Raw genomic sequence first — 16,334 nt, 5'->3', positions numbered from 1 at the left:
CGCCGGACAGGCAGCCTGTCCGGCGGAAAAAGCGATCGGGCCTCGCGTCGTCGGTGACGACCCCGTGCACGGCCCTCCAGCCGGCCCGTCGCCGTTTTTTGTCGTTTGTTCTCGTTGTTATCCGGTCTCCCCGAGCGTGCCCGTCGTCATGGATGGCGAGGATCGAACACGATCCCGTCGAATTCGAGCGTCAGCATGCCGCTGCGCAGCAGGGCCGACGGGGGCGGCGCGTGGCCGGCGCCGAGCACCTCGGCCACGTACCGCGCGCAGAAGTCGCGCCGCGCCCGCAGGTTGAAGCGGCTACCGAGCAGTGCATCGATTCGCCGTTCGGCTAGCGCATGAACCTGCCGTTGCGCGTCGGCCGACGCGGCCGCGACGCGGCGCGCCAGCGCGATGCGTCCGCCGTCGGTACGGGCGACGAAGCGCGACAGCGGGGTGAGCTTCGTCCACGCGAACGCCGCGGGCGCGGCGATCACCGGTTCGTCGCCCGACGTATCGACGACGATGCCGAAGCGGTTGGCCCACGTGCCGGTCGCGCCAGCCGCGGCATCCGGTGCGCCGGCCGGCTCGCGGATGAACACGAGATCGCCGACATGGGCGCCCGCGGCCAGCGTGCGCACTGTGGCGAGCGGCATCGTGCGATCCGTGTCGCGAGCATCGCGCGGGGCGGCGAGGTGATGCGATTCGCGGTTCGCTGTGTCGATTCGGGCGGTCATTTCGGCTCCGTCGTTACGTGACAGGACGGAGCGGATTATGCAGACAAGTATCCAAAAGTGCTGATGTGGATGCGTGGGTAGCCTAATATCCAACCTCGAGCATCATTTTTCGATACCGACATGACCGAGACAGGCCAACTCATCGAAACGCTGAAGCGCCAGTTGAAGGCGCAGGGCATGACTTACCGCGACGTCGCGCGTGCGCTCGACGTCTCCGAAACGAGTGTGAAGCGGCTGTTCGCGAGCGGCCGCTTCACGCTGGAACGCGTCGCGGAGATCGCGCAGCTGCTCGGCTATACGCTCGCCGAACTCGTGCAGGAAGCGTCGGCGTCCGCGCCGCGCCTGCGCGTGCTGACCGAGCAGCAGGAAGCGTTGCTCGTGTCGGACGAGAAGCTGCTGCTGGTCGCCGTCTGCGCGATCAACTACTGGACCGTGCAGGACATCGTGTCGGCCTATCGCCTCACGCAGGCCGAGTGCGTGAAATACCTGCTGATGCTCGACCGGATGAACGTGATCGCGCTGCTGCCCGGCGACCGGATTCGCGTGCGCGTCGCGCGCGATTTCGACTGGCTGCCGGGCGGGCCGATCCGCCGCTACTTCCATGCGCACGTGCTCGACGACTTTCTCGGCAGCCGCTTCGACGGTCCGGGCGAAACGATGACGTTCCTGCAAGGGATGCTGACGGACGCGGCCGCCGCGGAGCTCGAACAGGAGCTGCGGCGGCTCGCCAGCAAGGCGGCGGCGCTGCACGCGGAGTCGTCGTCCGCGCCGCTCGGGCAGAAGCACGGCACGGCCCTGCTGATCGCGAAACGGATCTGGGAGCCGACCGGATTCCACGCGCTGCGGCGTCATGCATGACACCACGCCCGTCGAACGCTTGGGTCTTTCCGGAAAGTTATGCAAAATGGCGATTCATCGCCATTCGCATAACCGCCCGTTATGAATAACCGTATCGCCGACGGCCGCGTCAAATTCCGGCATCTGCAGTGTTTTCTCGCGGTCGCGCAGTTGGGCGGCGTGCAGAAGGCGGCCGAAAGCCTGTCGATCACGCAACCGGCCGTGTCGAAGACGATCGCCGAGCTGGAGGCGATCCTCGGCGTGAAGCTGTTCGAGCGCGGCCGCCACGGCGCACAGCCTACCCGCGAAGCGCAACTGTTCATGCCGCACGCGAATGCGTGCGTGCTGGCGTTGCGGCAGGGCGTCGGGCTGCTGGCGCGCGAGGGCGGCGCGGCGGCCGCGACACTGGAAATCGGCATGCTGCCGACCGTCGCGGCCTCGCTCGCGCCGGCCTTGATGAAGGCGCTGACCGCGCGCTGGCCGCGCATCGTCGTGCGGATCGCGACGGCCGCGAACGCCGAGCTGCTCGAGCGTCTGAAGGCCGGGGCGATCGAATGCGCGATCGGCCGGCTGTCGGAGCCGGAACGGATGATCGGGCTCGCGTTCGAGCAGTTGTACAACGAGCCGCTCGTCGCGGTCGTGCGCGCCGGGCATCCGCTCCTCGCGAGCGCGGCGCCGGCCGCCGAGCTCGCACACTTTCCGGTCGTGCTGCCGCCGTTCGGCACGTTGATCCGCCAGTCGGCCGAGCAACTGCTCGGCGCATGCGGCGCGCCGCCGCTGGATTCGTTCATCGAGGTGCTGTCGGTGTCGGTCGCGCGTGCGCTCGCGCTCGAGAACGACGCGGTCTGGTTCGTGCCGCTCTACGCAGCCGAATACGACTTGTCGGCCGGCGCGCTCGCGCGCCTGCCGCTGCCGTCGGCGGGCACCGACGAGCCGGTCGGGCTCGTGCTGCGTACCGATGCGCAGCCGTCGCCGATCGCGCGCACGCTGATCGATGCGGTGCGCGACATCGCGCGATCGCGGTTCGGCGATGCGCGCGCGCACCGGGCGCCACGCGCGGCGCGCAAGCCCGGTCGCGGCAAGCGTTGATCGACCAGGCCCGGCGATATGCCGGGCCCGATCTCCCTTTCGTGCCGCAGGATTGGCCATCCGGTCAGTAGCGCTCATCCGGGTGCTTGGCATATCGTACCATTTTTGATACGATTGGCGGCAAGACGATGGCGAGACAGCAGATTCAGGTCACGCTCGGCGTGCGGTTCTTCCGGACGGCCCGCGGCCACGAGCCGGTGCGCGACTGGCTCAATGCGCTCGGGCAAGCGGAGCGAAGGGCGATCGGCGAAGAGATCAAGACCGTTCAACTCGGCTGGCCGCTCGGCATGCCGCTGGTCCGGAAGATGGCGAAGGATCTGTGGGAGATCCGTGTGACGGTGCCGGGGCGAAGCGCGCGCGTGCTGTTCACGGTCGTCGGCGACACGATGGTGCTGCTGCATGGCTTCTTCAAGCAGTCGCGCGCCACGCCGTCGAACGATCTCGACGTCACCGTCGCGCGCCTGAAAGCGCTGACGCACGCCATCTGAATTCCCGGTTGCGCCGGAACGCACCGTCTCCGACGGGCGGGCAGCCGGCAACGCCATGCATCTGGAGTACGACATGACGACCACGAACAATCCGCATATCGGCAGCGATTTCGACGCCTTCCTCGAAGCTGACGGCAATCTCGAAGCGGCCACCGCCACCGCGATCAAGCGCGTGATCGCGTGGCAGATCGGGCAGGAAATGAAGGCGCAGCACATCACGAAAACGGCGATGGCCGCGCGGATGAAAACCAGCCGCGCCGCACTCAACCGTCTGCTCGACGAAACCGATACGAGCCTCACGCTGGCGACGCTCGCGAGCGCGGCCGCCGCGCTCGGCAAGCGGCTCAGCTTCGAGCTGGTGCCGGCTTGAGCGGCGCGAGCCAATGGCGCGCGGCCGGATCGACGTGATCGTTCATGCGATGCGCGCGGCGAGCATGCGGTTGCCGGCCCGCGTGCGCATGCCGGGTCATTGACGCGCGCCGGCGACCTGCAGATAAAGCAACGCACCGCCCGCCAGCAGCAGCGGGCACAGGAAATACCAGCCGGTCGTCACGAACAACCCGGCCACCGCAATCAGCGAAATCCACGCGCAGCGATACGCGATGCCGCCACGCGGCAGCAGCTTCAGCGCAGCCGCCGCGCCGAGCCCGTACACCATCACGAAACATCCGGACGTCACGAGCACGAGCGGCTTCGGCCCGACGTCCGACAGCGTCGTGGCGGCCAGCGCGACGGCCGCGAGCACAGCGATCACGCCGAGGCTGCGGCGCGGCACGCCGCCGACCTGGCTGCCTTGCGCGAGCCAGGCGGGCAACGCGCCGTCGCGTCCGAGCGCCGCGCCGAGCTTGGCCGCGCCCGCGAAATATGCGTTCATCGTGCCGAGCGTGAGCAGCAGCGCTGCTGCGGCGGCCAGCACCTGCGCATGGCCGCCGATGCCGCCCGCGATCAGTTCGGCGAGCGGCGCGCCCAAAGCGCCCGCGGAAGGCCCGAGCACCGTCACGCTCGCGGCGGCAACCGACAGATACAGAAACCCGACGACCACGACCGCGATGCCGGCCGAGCGCGGCATGTCGTGCGCGGGCCGGCGGAATTCGGCGGCGAGATGGGTGATCGCTTCCCAGCCGGCGAAGCTCCACACGAGCAGCGCGGCGGCCTGGCCGACCGCGAGCCAGCCGTGCGGGGCGAACGGATGCAGGTTCGCGGTGCGCGCATGCGGCGCGGAGGCGAGCACCGCAGCCAGCAGCAGCGCGACGAGCAGCGCCGACAACACGAGCTGCATGCGGCCCGATACGGTGACGCCGAATGCGTTCGCGGCCGACACGGTCGCGATCAGCGCGGCGGCCGTGACGATGACCGTCGTGTGTCCGCCACCGGTGACGGCCGCGACGTATGCGCCGCCGAACATCGCGGCGGCCGGCGCGCCGGCCGGCACCGCGAAATAGAAGCACCAGCCGACGACGGCCGCGGCCTTCGGGCCGAATGCGCGCCGTGCGTAGGTCGATACGCCGCCCGCATCGGGATAGCGGGCGCCGAGCGCGGCGAAGGTGGCCGCGAGCGGCCCGGACAGCACGACGAGCGCCGCCCACGCGAGCAGCGAGGCCGGCCCCGCGACTTCGGCGGCGAGCGCGGGCAGCGCGATCACGCCGGTGCCGAGCACCGCGCCGATATAGAGCGCGGCGCCCTGGAAAATGGTCAGCGAACCCGCGTGATGAACAGCGGGCGAATCGGCATGCGAAGGCATGAACGGCAGTCTCCGGAAGTCTTGTTTTAGGGGGGGCGACACGCGGAAGCCCGCGCGGTCGATCGTTCGATGCTACCCGAACGATGGCATCCGCGCGGCCCGGCGATCAGTAGTCTCGTGCCGCGTGCGTGTCAGCCGATGTCAGCAGTAACGCGCGAGCCGCAGGCGCGCGTCCTCGCGCGCGGCGGGTGCCAGGTCGGGCGCATAGCGGAACGTACCCGATACCAGCGAGGCGACGGGCACGCCGTCGCGGAACAGCACGCGATTGCCGGCCAGCGCCGGCACCTTGTCGCCGGGCAGCAGCGTGCCGGCGAGATTCAGCGGGTCGGCGCCCGTCACGCATATGTACTGTCCTTCACCCGGTTGCCGTCGCAGTTCGCGCAGGATCGGGATGGCCTCGGGCAGCGCGAACTGCTCGCCGGCGAGCCCGGCGACGAAGCGTCCGCCGCGGATCTCGCCGCGTGCTTCGAGGCGCTGCAGCACGCGCACGAGTTCGCGCCAGCTCGGCAGCCAGTCGGCTTCGCGTTCGAGCAGCCGCCAGAACACGACGCCGTAGCGGCGCAGCAGCGTCCATACGATGTGTTCGAGCGCGTCGGGATCGATCGTGGCGGGGCCGCGTTTTGCTGCGGGCGCGTCGTCGTGAGAAGGTGCCTGACGCAGCACGAGCGCCCAGCGGCCGGCGTCGTCCATCCCGCCGATCAGCGCGCCGCCGCGTCGCGTGCGTGGCGCATAGGTCGCGCTGCGCTTGACGGCAGGCTTCAGCAGCGCGCGCAGGCCCGCGTAGCTGTCCGCATTCACGAGGCCGGCCGACACGAGCTCGCCGAGTGCCTGTTCGAGTTCGACGGGCAGCATGTGCAGTTCGTCGAGCAGTGCGTCGAAGAACATCGCGCCGTGCGCGGCGAGTGCGTCGCGCACTTGTGTGGCGCGTGCGGACAGCGCCGGTTGCGCGTCGGGATCGCGCAGCGCCTGCCAGGCGGAAAGATGGCGACGCGGCAGCAGCACGATCGGCGTGGTCTTCACGGGCGTGCCGGCCGCGCGCGCCGGCGCGCCGATGCGGGTCCACACCAGCTTGCCCGAGCGGCACAGGTCGTCAAGGCCGCCCGCCGTGTAGTCGGTGAGCCGCGCGGGTAGCAGCGCGTCTTCCCACGCGCTGGCCGCGGCTTCGTAGCCTTCGAGCTGTTCGACCACGGCTGCAAGCGCGTCGCGGCCGGTGCCGCGCGTGTCGGGTGTCAGGTGCTGCCAGTGGAACAGGAAGCGCATGAAATCGGCGCGTTCGACCGGCTCGATCTCGCGGCGCAGCCGCTTCACCGTGTAGCGATGAATGCGTGCGAGCAGGTGGCGTTCGCACCATTCGTCGGTCGTTGTGCCCGGCGTGAAGCGGCCGCGCATCACGTAGCCTTCGCGCTCCAGCGCCGCGAGCGCCGTCGCGATCGACGCGGGCGGCAGGCCGAGCGGCGCGGCGATCGCATCGAGCGTGAGCGGCCCGAAGCCGGTGAGCCGCGCGCGGATCACGTCGACGAGCGCCGCATCGGCTTCCCACGGCTGTGCGCATGCGGCCGGCACCTTCAGCGCCGGTGTCGCGCGGGCGTCCGGATGCAGCGCCCGCAGGCAGACGAGCCGCTCGACCGGCACCCACAGCGCGGCACCGCCCGGCGTCGCGAGTTTTGTCGCGCGCCGGCGTTCCGCGAGTTCCGCGAGTCGTTCGGGCCAGCCCGCGTGGGCCTGCGCCTCGCTGTCGGCCACGCATGCGAGCGTCAGTAGCGCATCGTGCATCTCGTCGGCGTCGCGCACGAGCGGCCACGCTTCGTCGCGTACCGCGTCGATCGCGTCGGCGTCGAGCGCGCCGAGATCGTCGGCCGATTCGGGATCGCTCCAGCGGCGCGACTGCACGGCCTGCGTGCGACGCTCCTCGAGCGGCGCATCGTCGAGGAATGCGTAAGGCTTTGCGTTCAGGATCTCGGCCGCGAGCGGCGATGGCGCGGGCAAGTCGCGCGCGACGAGCTCGATCGCGCCGCTTTCGATTCGGCGCAGCAGCGTGAGCCAGCCGTCGGTGTCCATCGCGTCGTGCAGGCAATCGTCGAGCGTCTGGTCGACGAGCGGGTGGTGTGGAATCTCGCGTTCGCCGACGATGTTCTCGAGGCACGCGACCTGATCGGGGAACACCGTCGCGAGCAGATCGTCGCTCTTCATCCGCTGCAGTTGCGGCGCGGTGCGCCGGCCGCCGGTGAAGCGCGGCAGCGCGAGCGCGGTGGTCGCGTTCCAGCGCCAGCGCACGCCGAACATCGGCGCGTCGAGCAGCGCCTGGATCAGCACGTGCTCGGCGCTGGCCGAACGCAGGTAGCGCCACACTTCGTCGAGCGCGAAGCTGTGCGCGAGCGACAGCGACAGGATGATCGCGTCGTCGGTCGCGGCGGCCTGCAGTTCGAAGTTGAACGTGCGACAGAAGCGCTTGCGCAGCGCGAGCCCCCATGCGCGGTTGATCCGGCTGCCGAACGGCGAATGGATCACGAGCTGCGTGCCGCCGGATTCGTCGAAGAAACGCTCCATCACGAGCGTGTCCTGCGTCGGCAATGCACCGAGCGCCGCACGGGTGCGGGCGAGGTAGTCGGCGATCTGGCGCGCGGCGTCGGGCGACAGGCGGAGATCGTCGACGAGCCAGCGCAAGGCGGGCGCGAGGCGGCTGTCGGTCGGGGCGAGCGCGGTGCCGCCGGGCGCGTTGTCGGGCGAGGCGGGTAGCGCGTCAGTTTCGGCGGCTGCTGTTCGGGGTTTGCCGCGGGTGGCCGTCTTGCCGGGCTCGGTGACGTTCGCGTGCTTCGTCGCGTCGGCTCGCGGATGCCGGTCGCCGTCCGCGAACAGCGCGTCGAGCCGCGCGCGCAGCCGGCCGACCGCTGCCGACAATTCGTCGCTGCGCCCGAGCCCTTCACCGAGCCAGAACGGGATACCGGGCGACTGACCGTGCGCATCCTCGACGCGCACGCGGCCCGTTTCCACGCGAATGATCCGGTACGACTGGTTGCCGAGCTGGAACACGTCGCCGGCCAGGCTCTCGATCGCGAAATCCTCGTTGACGGTGCCGACCTGGATGCCCTGCGGTTCGAGCAGCACCGCGTAGTCGGCCATGTCGGGGATCGTGCCGCCGGAGGTGGTCGCGGTCATCATCGCGTTGCGGCGCCCGCGCACGGTGCCGCCGACCACGTCGCGATGCAGGTACGCACCGCGCACGCCGCGTCGGCTCGTGAACCCTTCGGCGAGCATCTTCATTACTTCGTCGAAGCGCTCGCGCGTCAGTCGCGCGTACGGCGCGGCACGCGTGAAGCTCGCATACAGCGCGTCTTCGTGCCATTCCGTGCACGCGACTTCGGCGACGATCTGCTGCGCGAGCACGTCGAGCGGCGCTTCGGGAATCCGCAGCGCATCGAGTTCGCCGCGCCGCACGCAGTCGAGCAGCGCCGCGCATTCGACCAGCTCGTCGCGCGACAGCGGAAAGAGCCGCCCCTTCGGCACGCCGCCGACATGGTGCCCCGAGCGGCCGACACGCTGCAGGAACGGCGCGATACCGCGCGGCGAACCGACCTGGCACACGAGATCGACGTCGCCGATGTCGATGCCGAGTTCGAGCGATGCGGTTGCGACGAGCAGCTTCAGTTCGCCGCGCTTCAGGCGCTGCTCGGCGTCGAAGCGGTGCTCCTTCGCCAGACTGCCGTGATGCGCGGCGATCGCGTCCTTGCCGAGCCGGTCGGCGAGATGGCGCGCCATGCGCTCGGCGGTGCGGCGCGTGTTGACGAACACGAGCGTCGTGCGATGCGCGGTGGCGAGCCCCGCGATGCGGTCGTACACCTGTTCCCACACGTCGGTCGCCATCACCGGTTCGAGCGGCACGTTCGGCAGTTCGAGCGCGAGATCCCGCTCGCGCGTGTGGCCGGTATCGACGATCGCGCAGTCGCGCGGCGCGTCGGCCGGCCCGCCGACGAGGAAGCGCGCGACCGCATCGATCGGCTTTTGCGTGGCCGACAGACCGATGCGCGGCAGCGCGCGCCCGACCAGCGCGTCGAGGCGTTCGAGCGACAGCGCGAGATGGCTGCCGCGTTTGGACGACGCAAGCGCGTGGATTTCGTCGACGATGACCGAGCGCACGTTCGACAGCATCTGACGCCCCGACGTGGACGACAGCAGCACGTACAGCGATTCGGGTGTCGTGACGAGGATGTGCGGCGCGCGCTTGCGCAGCGCGGCGCGCTCGGCCTGCGTCGTGTCGCCGGTGCGCACCGCGGTGCGGATTGCCGGCACCGGCAGGCCGAGTTGCGCGAGCGATTCGGCGATGCCGGCGAGCGGCGCGTCGAGGTTCACGTGGATGTCGTTCGACAGCGCTTTCAGCGGCGACACGTAGACGACCAGCGTCGCGTCGGGCAACGTGCCGTCGTGCGCGAGCGCATCGCGCACCAGATCGTCGAGCGCGCACAGGAATGCGGTGAGCGTCTTGCCGGAGCCGGTCGGCGCGGCGACGAGCGTCGAGCGGCCGGCCTTGATGTGCGGCCACGCGAGCGCCTGCGCGCCGGTCGGCGCGGCGAACGTGCGCGTGAACCACGCGGCGACGGCCGGGTGGAACACGTCGAGCGCACGGGCGGCAGGGCGGGTAGCTGTGACGTCCATCGGAGCGTTGAAATGGGGTGCGAGCGTGCGGATGTATCGCACGCGAATCGAATCGTCAGTGTGCCAGACGTCGCGCGTGCGTGCCGGGCATGCGTGCCGACGATTCCGATTCAGATGGGGGCCCGCACCGCGCTTTCAATGGACGGAAAGTTGCGTGCGTTTCGGCATGTCGATTGCATGCCGAATTGTGCCGAATTGCAACTAGACGCGATGCAGCCAGCCGAGCCAGTGCTCGATCAGCGGCGCACGCGACCACAGCGACTGCGCGAGCCAGAGCGTGCCGCCCCAGGCGGCGGCCACCACGATCAGGTCGCAATGCCCGCTGTTCCAGAGGTTGAGTGAGTGGCGCCGCCAGATCCACGGTACGCCGAGCGGATTCGGCCAGTCGGCGAGCAGGTGCATCACGCCGCCGCAAGCGAAGCCGAACAGCGGCGCGGCCCACATCGGATGCGGGTGATGGGTGAGCCCGTGCCAGCCGAGCGCGAGCAGCGCGACCCAGCCGATGCCCCAGTGCGTGAGGGTGCGATGCGTGATCCACAGGCGGCGCTTGCGGGTCCACCACGCGACTTCGAGCCAGTCGGGCGCGGTGCCGCCCGCGACACCCGCGGCGAACGCGGCGAGCATGCCCGAATGCCACGGGCCGGTTGCGCCGGTTTGCGCGACGAGGACGGCGGCGGCGACGCCGGCGGCGAAGCCGGACGCGTGATGCGCGTTGTGTGATGCCATAGGGAGCGAGACGAAGAAGCGTGAAGCGGCGCGTGCACGAAACGACGATGCGGCGCGCAAGCGGGGCGCTATCTTCGCAGATCGGGCTGTGCCGCGCGCGGGTCGTTTGCAGATTTTTTTGCATGTGCGGCACGCCCTGCCGCGCGGATCGCAACTTTCGGTTTTTGTGCATTGCGCGAAGGCCTGCGCCGCAGCCGATATCGAACGATCCGTGTGCGTGTCGCGGCGCTGCAACGTGACCGCGCGCACACGATCGACACGTTTTCGTCGCGACGTCGCGTGTTCGACCCTTTTTGTCCCCCTATACTACGAGGCCGGCACAGGGCCGCCGGCGCGCCGGCGGCTCATCCGCGAATCAGGTGCTTTCCTGCCTGAAGGAGATCCACATGGGGGACATGCAATGACTACGCTGAATCGCTTCAAATCATCCGCTGCCGTGCTGGCGACGGTGGCCGGCATCGGCTTCCTGCCGAACGCGCCCGCCTACGCGAAAGGGCCGCAGCCCGCGGTCCTGACGAGCTCCGCGGTGGCGGTGGCCGACAAGTACAGCGCGGATGCCGCGGAGCGGATCTTCAAGGAAGGCGGCAACGCGATCGACGCGGCTGTCGCGATCGCGTTCACGCTCGCCGTCACGTACCCGGAAGCCGGCAACATCGGCGGCGGCGGCTTCATGACGATCTACAAGGACGGCAAGCCGTACTTCATCGATTACCGCGAGCGCGCGCCGCTCGCCGCGACGAAGGACATGTATCTCGACAAGGACGGCAACGTCGTCAAGGGCATGAGCCTGTACGGCCCGCGCGCGGTTGGCGTGCCGGGCACGGTGGCGGGCATGTGGGAAGCGCAGAAGCGCTTCGGCAAGCTGAAGTGGAAGCAGGTGCTCGCGCCGGCGATCCACTACGCGCGCGACGGCTTCGTCGTCGACGAGCAACTCGCGCAGCGCGGCGTCGACGCATCGAAGGAGTTTGGCGGCAAGACCAACTTCGACAAGTACTTTTCCGGGCTGAAGGCCGGCGCGAACTTCAAGCAGCCCGACCTCGCCGACGTGCTGACGCGCATCGCGGACGGCGGTGCGGAAGGCTTCTACAAGGGCAAGACGGCCGAGCTGATCGCCGCGTCGATGAAGACCGGCGACGGCAACGGGCTGATCACGACCGAGGACCTCGCGCAGTACCGTGCGGTGTGGCGCCAGCCGGTGCAGGCGAAGTGGAACGGCTATGACGTGATCACCGCGCCGCCCCCGAGCTCGGGCGGCATCGGCCTCGTGCAGTTGCTGAAGATGAAGGCCGACCTGAAGCAGGACTTCGAGGGCGTGAAGCTCAACTCGCCGCAGTACATCCACCTCGTCGCGGAGATCGAGAAGCGCGTGTTCGCCGACCGGGCGCAGTATCTCGGCGATCCCGACTTCTACAAGGTGCCGGTCGCGCAGCTGACCGACGACGCGTACATCGCGAAGCGTGCGGCCGAGGTCAACCCGAAGGAGCCGTCGGACACGAAGAGCGTGCAGCCGGGCCTCGGCACGACGATGCCGGAGAAGGCCGAAACGACGCACTTCTCGGTGGTCGACAAGTGGGGCAACGCGGTATCGAACACGTACACGGTCAACGGCTATTTCGGCTCGGGCGTGATCGCCGACGGCACGGGCATCGTGCTGAACGACGAGATGGACGACTTCTCCGCGAAGCCGGGCGTCGCGAACATGTTCGGCGTGGTGGGCAGCGACGCGAACGCGATCGAACCGAAGAAGCGTCCGCTGTCGTCGATGTCGCCGACGATCATGACGAAGGACGGCAAGGTGTCGCTGGTGATCGGCACGCCGGGCGGCTCGCGCATCTTCACGTCGATCTTCCAGGTGATCAACAACATCTACGACTTCAAGATGCCGTTGAAGGAAGCGGTCGGCGCGATGCGGTTCCATCACCAGCTGCTGCCGCCGAACACGATCTTCTGGGAGCCGTACCATCCGATCGAAGGCGAACTCGCGAAGCAGATCGAGGCGCGCGGCTATACGCTGAAGGGGCAGGATTTCAGCGGCGACATCCAGGTCATCAAGATCGACGGCAAGACGCCGGAGGCGATGGCCGATCCGCGCGGGCGGGGCGTGACGCGGATCATTCGTTGACGTTGACGTGAAGCGATGCGTGCGCGTTGGCGACAGCCGCCGCGCGTGCCGTTCGGTAGCCGGTGTCTCGACCCGGCTGCCGATTTTTTTCAGCCGGTCGTTCGGATGAAGCCCGCGATCCGCGCGGCAATGGCTTCGGACGCATCCTCGAGGCAGCCGTGCCCGACGCCGGCCCGCTCATTTCGCTTCCGACGGGCTTGGCCGCCCGTTTTCATGAATTTGACGCGCGACGCTGGGATAATGGCCGAGTTTGGCTGCGTCAACGATGGAAGGAGGCCCCATGGGCGACAACGATACCCGCACCGAGACCGACAACCGCACCGATACGAACTCGATGGAAGCGCGCCAGCGCCGTTTCGAGGAGGATCTCGTCGACGCCTACGACGAAGAGCTCGAGATGGAGCTCGACGACCGCCGTTTCGACAATAGTGAGGATCTGCTGTTCTCGCCCGAGCGTCGCGAAGCGCGCAAGGAATATTTCCGCGAGCTGTTCCGCTTGCAGGGCGAGCTCGTGAAGCTGCAGGACTGGGTCGTGGAGACCGGGCACCGGCTCGTCGTCATTTTCGAGGGACGCGACGCGGCCGGCAAGGGCGGGGCGATCAAGCGCATCACGCAGCGCCTGAACCCGCGCGTGTGTCGCGTCGCCGCGCTGCCGGCGCCGAACAACCGCGAGCGCACGCAATGGTACTTCCAGCGCTATGTCGCGCATCTGCCCGCGGGCGGCGAGATCGTGCTGTTCGATCGCAGCTGGTACAACCGTGCGGGCGTCGAGCGCGTGATGAATTTCTGTACCGACGACGAGTACGAGGAATTTTTCCGGTCGGTGCCCGAGTTCGAGAAGATGCTCGTGCGCAGCGGGATCCAGATCGTCAAGTACTGGTTCTCGATCACCGATCACGAGCAGGAGTTGCGCTTCCAGAGCCGGATCGAGGATCCGCTGAAGCAGTGGAAGCTGAGCCCGATGGATCTCGAAAGCCGCCGCCGCTGGGAGGCTTATACGGCCGCGAAGGAAGAGATGCTGCAGCGCACGCATATTCCGGAGGCGCCGTGGTGGGTCGTGCAGGCCGTCGACAAGAAGCGCGCGCGGCTGAACTGCATTCACCATCTGCTCGGCCAGGTGCCGTATCACGAGGTGCCGCGCCCGACGATCGACCTGCCGCAGCGCGAGCATCACGAGGACTACATTCGCCGTCCGGTGCCGGACAACATGATCGTGCCGGAAGTTTATTGACCGGTTCGCGCCGGCCGATCGCGATGTGACGAAGCGCGCCGCATGATGCGGCGCGCTTTTTTTCGGGCTTTCGGTCGAGCGCGGTGATTCGGCGCGTGCGCGCATACGCCGCGCAGCGCCTGTCGCCGCGACGGCTCACATTTCCGGAAACCCCGAGCGCCCTTGCGTCAGGTCGAACAGTTCGGCCCTTGCCGCGGCGTCGGCGGTTTCGGGCAGCTTGATCACGAGCTTCACCGTCATGCCGTACGTGCTGTCCACCAGCTCGTAGCCGGCCTGTTCGATCCAGCGACGCACGCGCGCCTCTTCCGGGTAGCCGATCTCGATCGCGAGCCGCGTGTGCCGAATGCGCTCGACGCGTTCGGCATCAAGCAGCGCCGATGCGATCGCATCCGTGTACGCACGCACCAGCCCGCCCGCGCCGAGTTTCACGCCGCCGTAGTAACGCACGACCGCGCCGAGCACGCCGTCGAGGTCGTGATGGCGCAGCACTTCGAGGATCGGCCGGCCCGCCGTGCCCGACGGCTCGCCGTCGTCCGACATGCCCGACTGGCCGCCCGCCAGCAGCGCCCAGCACACGTGGGTGGCTGCCGGATGCTCGTCGCGCAGGCGCTGCAGCACCTGCATCGCGGCGTCGCGATCCTCGACGGGAACCGCGTGCGCGATGAAACGGCTCTTGCGGATTTCGAGTTCGCGGATATAGGAGGTGGCGAGCGAGTAACTCATGCGTCGCGACGCGGAAAGTGCAGGGAAATCAAGGTGGCGATGGCTGGTCGATGCTTGTGACGTGGGCCCGCGGACGGAGGGATGCCGTCTGCAATCCGCGCGGGGCGAAGACGCGATTTTACCGTGGCGCGCGTCGAGGGTTCCGGGCGGGGCTGGCGACCGGGGTCTGGATGGCGAGGATGGCGAGGATCGCGCGAACCGGGCACGGCGCCGAAGCGAGACATGCGTTGCTTTCGTTTCCTGCGCGCGGTTCGAATCAATGCGGCGTCAACGTGCGCCGACCGACGACCGTAGCGCCGCGCCCAGCGTGCGCAGCGCCTGGCGGGCGCGTGCATCGGTCAGGTTCGAGTAGAGCACCACGTCGCGCGTCGGTAATGGCGGCAGCCCGTAGCGCGTACCCACGTCCACCGTGCCGGCGGGTGCGACGCGATGCCCGAGCGCCGCGACGGCCAGCCCCGCGGACACCGCCGCGCCGATCGTCGCCACGCCGCCGCCGACGAAGACTTCCGTCCACGCGACACCGGCTTCGTCCAGCGCGCCGACCGCCATGCGGCGCACGCTGCACGGTTCGGCCTGCGTGGCGAGCCGCAGCGGTTGTGGCGGACGGTACTCGAAATCGGCCGCCGCCATCCAGCCGAACGATTCCGACAGGAGGGTCTCGCCGTCGAGCCGCCGGCTGTCGTGTTGCAGCGCGACGGCTGCATCGAGCTGGCCGCGATCGAACGCGTCGAGCACGTCGCGCGACGCGGCGACGCGGATCTCCAGCACGAGCGTCGGCTCCGCTTCGCTCATCCGCCGCAGCAGCACCGGGAGATCGGCGCCGACGACATGGTGGCTCACGCCGATCACGAGCCGGCGCTGGCTCGTGCCGAATGCGCTGATTGCGCCATGATGGGCGGCCACCAGTTCGCGCGCCGGTTCCAGGAACGCGGTGCCGTCGGCCGACAGGCGAACCTGCCGCGGCGTGCGTTCCAGCAGGCGGCGGCCGAGCGCGTCTTCCAGCCGCTTGATCTTCAGGCTCACCGCGGATTGTGTCGTATCCAGCGCTTCCGCGGCCCGCGTGAAGCTCTTGAGATCGGCGGTCAGCACGAACGCCTGCACGGCTTCGATGTCGAGCGTTTTCATCGCACCATCATCCATTTCAAAATCGAATCATTGAAATATTCTGCCATCCTGTTTTCAAATGATTCAAGGTATTCTACGCTGCAGTCATGCCGTCCGGAATGCCATCCGTTTCTTTCGCGAGGAGTCGATCATGCTGACCGCGTACTACGTGCACCGTCTGCCGGCGGACTACGACCTCGACATCATCCGCAATCGCGTGCGCGAGCGCGGCCGGTTGTGGGACGACACGCCCGACCTGCGGTTCAAGGCGTTCCTGCTGCGTGAGGCCGGCCGCCACGGCGCGACGGAAAACGGCTACGCGTCGTTTCACCTGTGGCGCAACGAACAGGCGTTCGCGCGCTTCGTGACGGACGGCCGCTATCGGGTCGTGACGGACAGCTTCGGTCGCGCGCCGATCGACACGCAGGTTGCGCTCGACGCGCGCAAGGGCAGTGCGTCGACGGGGCGGTTTGCGCGTCTGGAAACGATCGAGATTCCGGCGGACGCCGATCTCGACGCGGCACTGGCGCGGGAGATCGCGCGCAATCGCGAAGCGGCGGCACGGCAGGGCGTGGTCGCGGCAACCGTCGGTCTCGATCCGCTGCGTTGGCGGCTGACGCGTGCGCTCGTGACGGAACATGAACCGGATGACGGCGGCGCGGGCACGGTGTACCAGGTCCTGCATCTGGCGAGGCCGCTGCTCGACACGCTGGACGCGGGCGGCGCGTGATGGCCGGCATCGCGTCGCGATTGCCGGCCGGCGTGGCGATAGCCGCGCATCTGGCCGGTGTGATGGCGGCCATCGCCGCGATTGCGACGATGGCGACGGTGCTGGCGCTGCTGCTCAGGTAAGGCGCGTCAGCGCAGTGGTGGTCGATGCAGGGGCGCCGCGCATGCGATTCGCGGC

General features: G+C 68.8%; 14 protein-coding genes. 8 read left to right on the top strand and 6 right to left on the bottom strand.

The window, feature by feature from the left end; genetic code table 11:
- Positions 1 to 146: 146 nt before the first annotated feature.
- Positions 147 to 716, bottom strand: a complete 570-nt coding sequence (locus tag HWX62_RS12325) for a YiiX/YebB-like N1pC/P60 family cysteine hydrolase (protein WP_175928307.1) — start codon at positions 714 to 716, stop codon at positions 147 to 149.
- A 120-nt stretch (positions 717 to 836) separates the two neighbouring features.
- On the opposite strand from HWX62_RS12325, the gene HWX62_RS12320 reads away from it, so the two are divergent.
- From HWX62_RS12320 to HWX62_RS12305, 4 genes are all read left to right on the top strand, one after another.
- Complete coding sequence (locus HWX62_RS12320) at positions 837 to 1,574, top strand: helix-turn-helix transcriptional regulator (RefSeq protein ID WP_175928308.1); 738 nt, start codon at positions 837 to 839, stop codon at positions 1,572 to 1,574.
- 81 nt (positions 1,575 to 1,655) lie between these two features.
- Positions 1,656 to 2,642, top strand: coding sequence for a pca operon transcription factor PcaQ (gene pcaQ, locus HWX62_RS12315; protein ID WP_175928309.1), 987 nt, complete (start codon positions 1,656 to 1,658; stop codon positions 2,640 to 2,642).
- Positions 2,643 to 2,770: 128 nt separating this feature from the next.
- Positions 2,771 to 3,130 carry a type II toxin-antitoxin system RelE/ParE family toxin gene (locus HWX62_RS12310; protein ID WP_175928310.1) on the top strand — a complete coding sequence of 120 codons (360 nt, stop codon included), beginning with the start codon at positions 2,771 to 2,773 and terminating at the stop codon, positions 3,128 to 3,130.
- A 73-nt stretch (positions 3,131 to 3,203) separates the two neighbouring features.
- The gene (locus HWX62_RS12305) at positions 3,204 to 3,500 is read left to right on the top strand and encodes an XRE family transcriptional regulator (RefSeq protein ID WP_012338300.1); all 297 of its coding nucleotides are present in this window, start codon (positions 3,204 to 3,206) and stop codon (positions 3,498 to 3,500) included.
- Positions 3,501 to 3,596: 96 nt separating this feature from the next.
- On the opposite strand, the gene HWX62_RS12300 is transcribed toward HWX62_RS12305, so the two are convergent.
- From HWX62_RS12300 to HWX62_RS12290, 3 genes are all read right to left on the bottom strand, one after another.
- Positions 3,597 to 4,871, bottom strand: coding sequence for an amino acid permease (locus tag HWX62_RS12300; RefSeq protein WP_175928311.1), 1,275 nt, complete (start codon positions 4,869 to 4,871; stop codon positions 3,597 to 3,599).
- Between the two features lie 141 nt (positions 4,872 to 5,012).
- The gene (locus HWX62_RS12295) at positions 5,013 to 9,521 is read right to left on the bottom strand and encodes a DEAD/DEAH box helicase (protein ID WP_175928737.1); all 4,509 of its coding nucleotides are present in this window, start codon (positions 9,519 to 9,521) and stop codon (positions 5,013 to 5,015) included.
- A gap of 201 nt (positions 9,522 to 9,722) precedes the next feature.
- Entirely contained in the window at positions 9,723 to 10,247 is a 525-nt protein-coding gene (locus HWX62_RS12290; protein WP_175928312.1) for a metal-dependent hydrolase, read from the bottom strand.
- 400 nt (positions 10,248 to 10,647) lie between these two features.
- Between HWX62_RS12290 and ggt the strand changes: the two genes are divergently transcribed.
- Together ggt and ppk2 are read left to right on the top strand one after the other, a co-directional pair.
- Entirely contained in the window at positions 10,648 to 12,369 is a 1,722-nt protein-coding gene (gene ggt / locus HWX62_RS12285) for a gamma-glutamyltransferase (protein WP_175928313.1), read from the top strand.
- 280 nt (positions 12,370 to 12,649) lie between these two features.
- Positions 12,650 to 13,600: a polyphosphate kinase 2 gene (gene ppk2, locus HWX62_RS12280; protein ID WP_175928314.1), complete on the top strand. Its 951-nt coding sequence runs from the start codon at positions 12,650 to 12,652 to the stop codon at positions 13,598 to 13,600.
- A 135-nt stretch (positions 13,601 to 13,735) separates the two neighbouring features.
- Here the strand turns inward: ppk2 and HWX62_RS12275 are convergent, their stop codons facing one another.
- Both HWX62_RS12275 and HWX62_RS12270 read right to left on the bottom strand, forming a co-directional pair.
- Positions 13,736 to 14,323, bottom strand: a complete 588-nt coding sequence (locus HWX62_RS12275) for a YigZ family protein (RefSeq protein ID WP_175928315.1) — start codon at positions 14,321 to 14,323, stop codon at positions 13,736 to 13,738.
- 267 nt (positions 14,324 to 14,590) lie between these two features.
- Positions 14,591 to 15,448 (bottom strand): LysR family transcriptional regulator, encoded by an 858-nt coding sequence (locus HWX62_RS12270; RefSeq protein ID WP_175928316.1) that lies wholly within the window; start codon positions 15,446 to 15,448, stop codon positions 14,591 to 14,593.
- A gap of 130 nt (positions 15,449 to 15,578) precedes the next feature.
- Here HWX62_RS12270 and HWX62_RS12265 point away from each other — a divergent pair, with 130 nt between their 5' ends.
- Both HWX62_RS12265 and HWX62_RS33205 read left to right on the top strand, forming a co-directional pair.
- On the top strand, positions 15,579 to 16,157 hold the full coding sequence (locus HWX62_RS12265) for a DUF4865 family protein (protein WP_175928317.1): 579 nt from the start codon (positions 15,579 to 15,581) through the stop codon (positions 16,155 to 16,157).
- Positions 16,157 to 16,279, top strand: coding sequence for a hypothetical protein (locus tag HWX62_RS33205; RefSeq protein WP_279610463.1), 123 nt, complete (start codon positions 16,157 to 16,159; stop codon positions 16,277 to 16,279). The genes HWX62_RS12265 and HWX62_RS33205 overlap by 1 nt, the downstream gene beginning before the upstream one ends.
- Positions 16,280 to 16,334 lie beyond the last annotated feature (55 nt).

It is taken from the genome of Burkholderia sp. BCC0506 (assembly GCF_902833145.1).
Lineage (GTDB): Bacteria > Pseudomonadota > Gammaproteobacteria > Burkholderiales > Burkholderiaceae > Burkholderia.
Note: the sequence above shows the minus strand (reverse complement) of the source record. Positions and strands in the feature narration are given on the sequence as shown.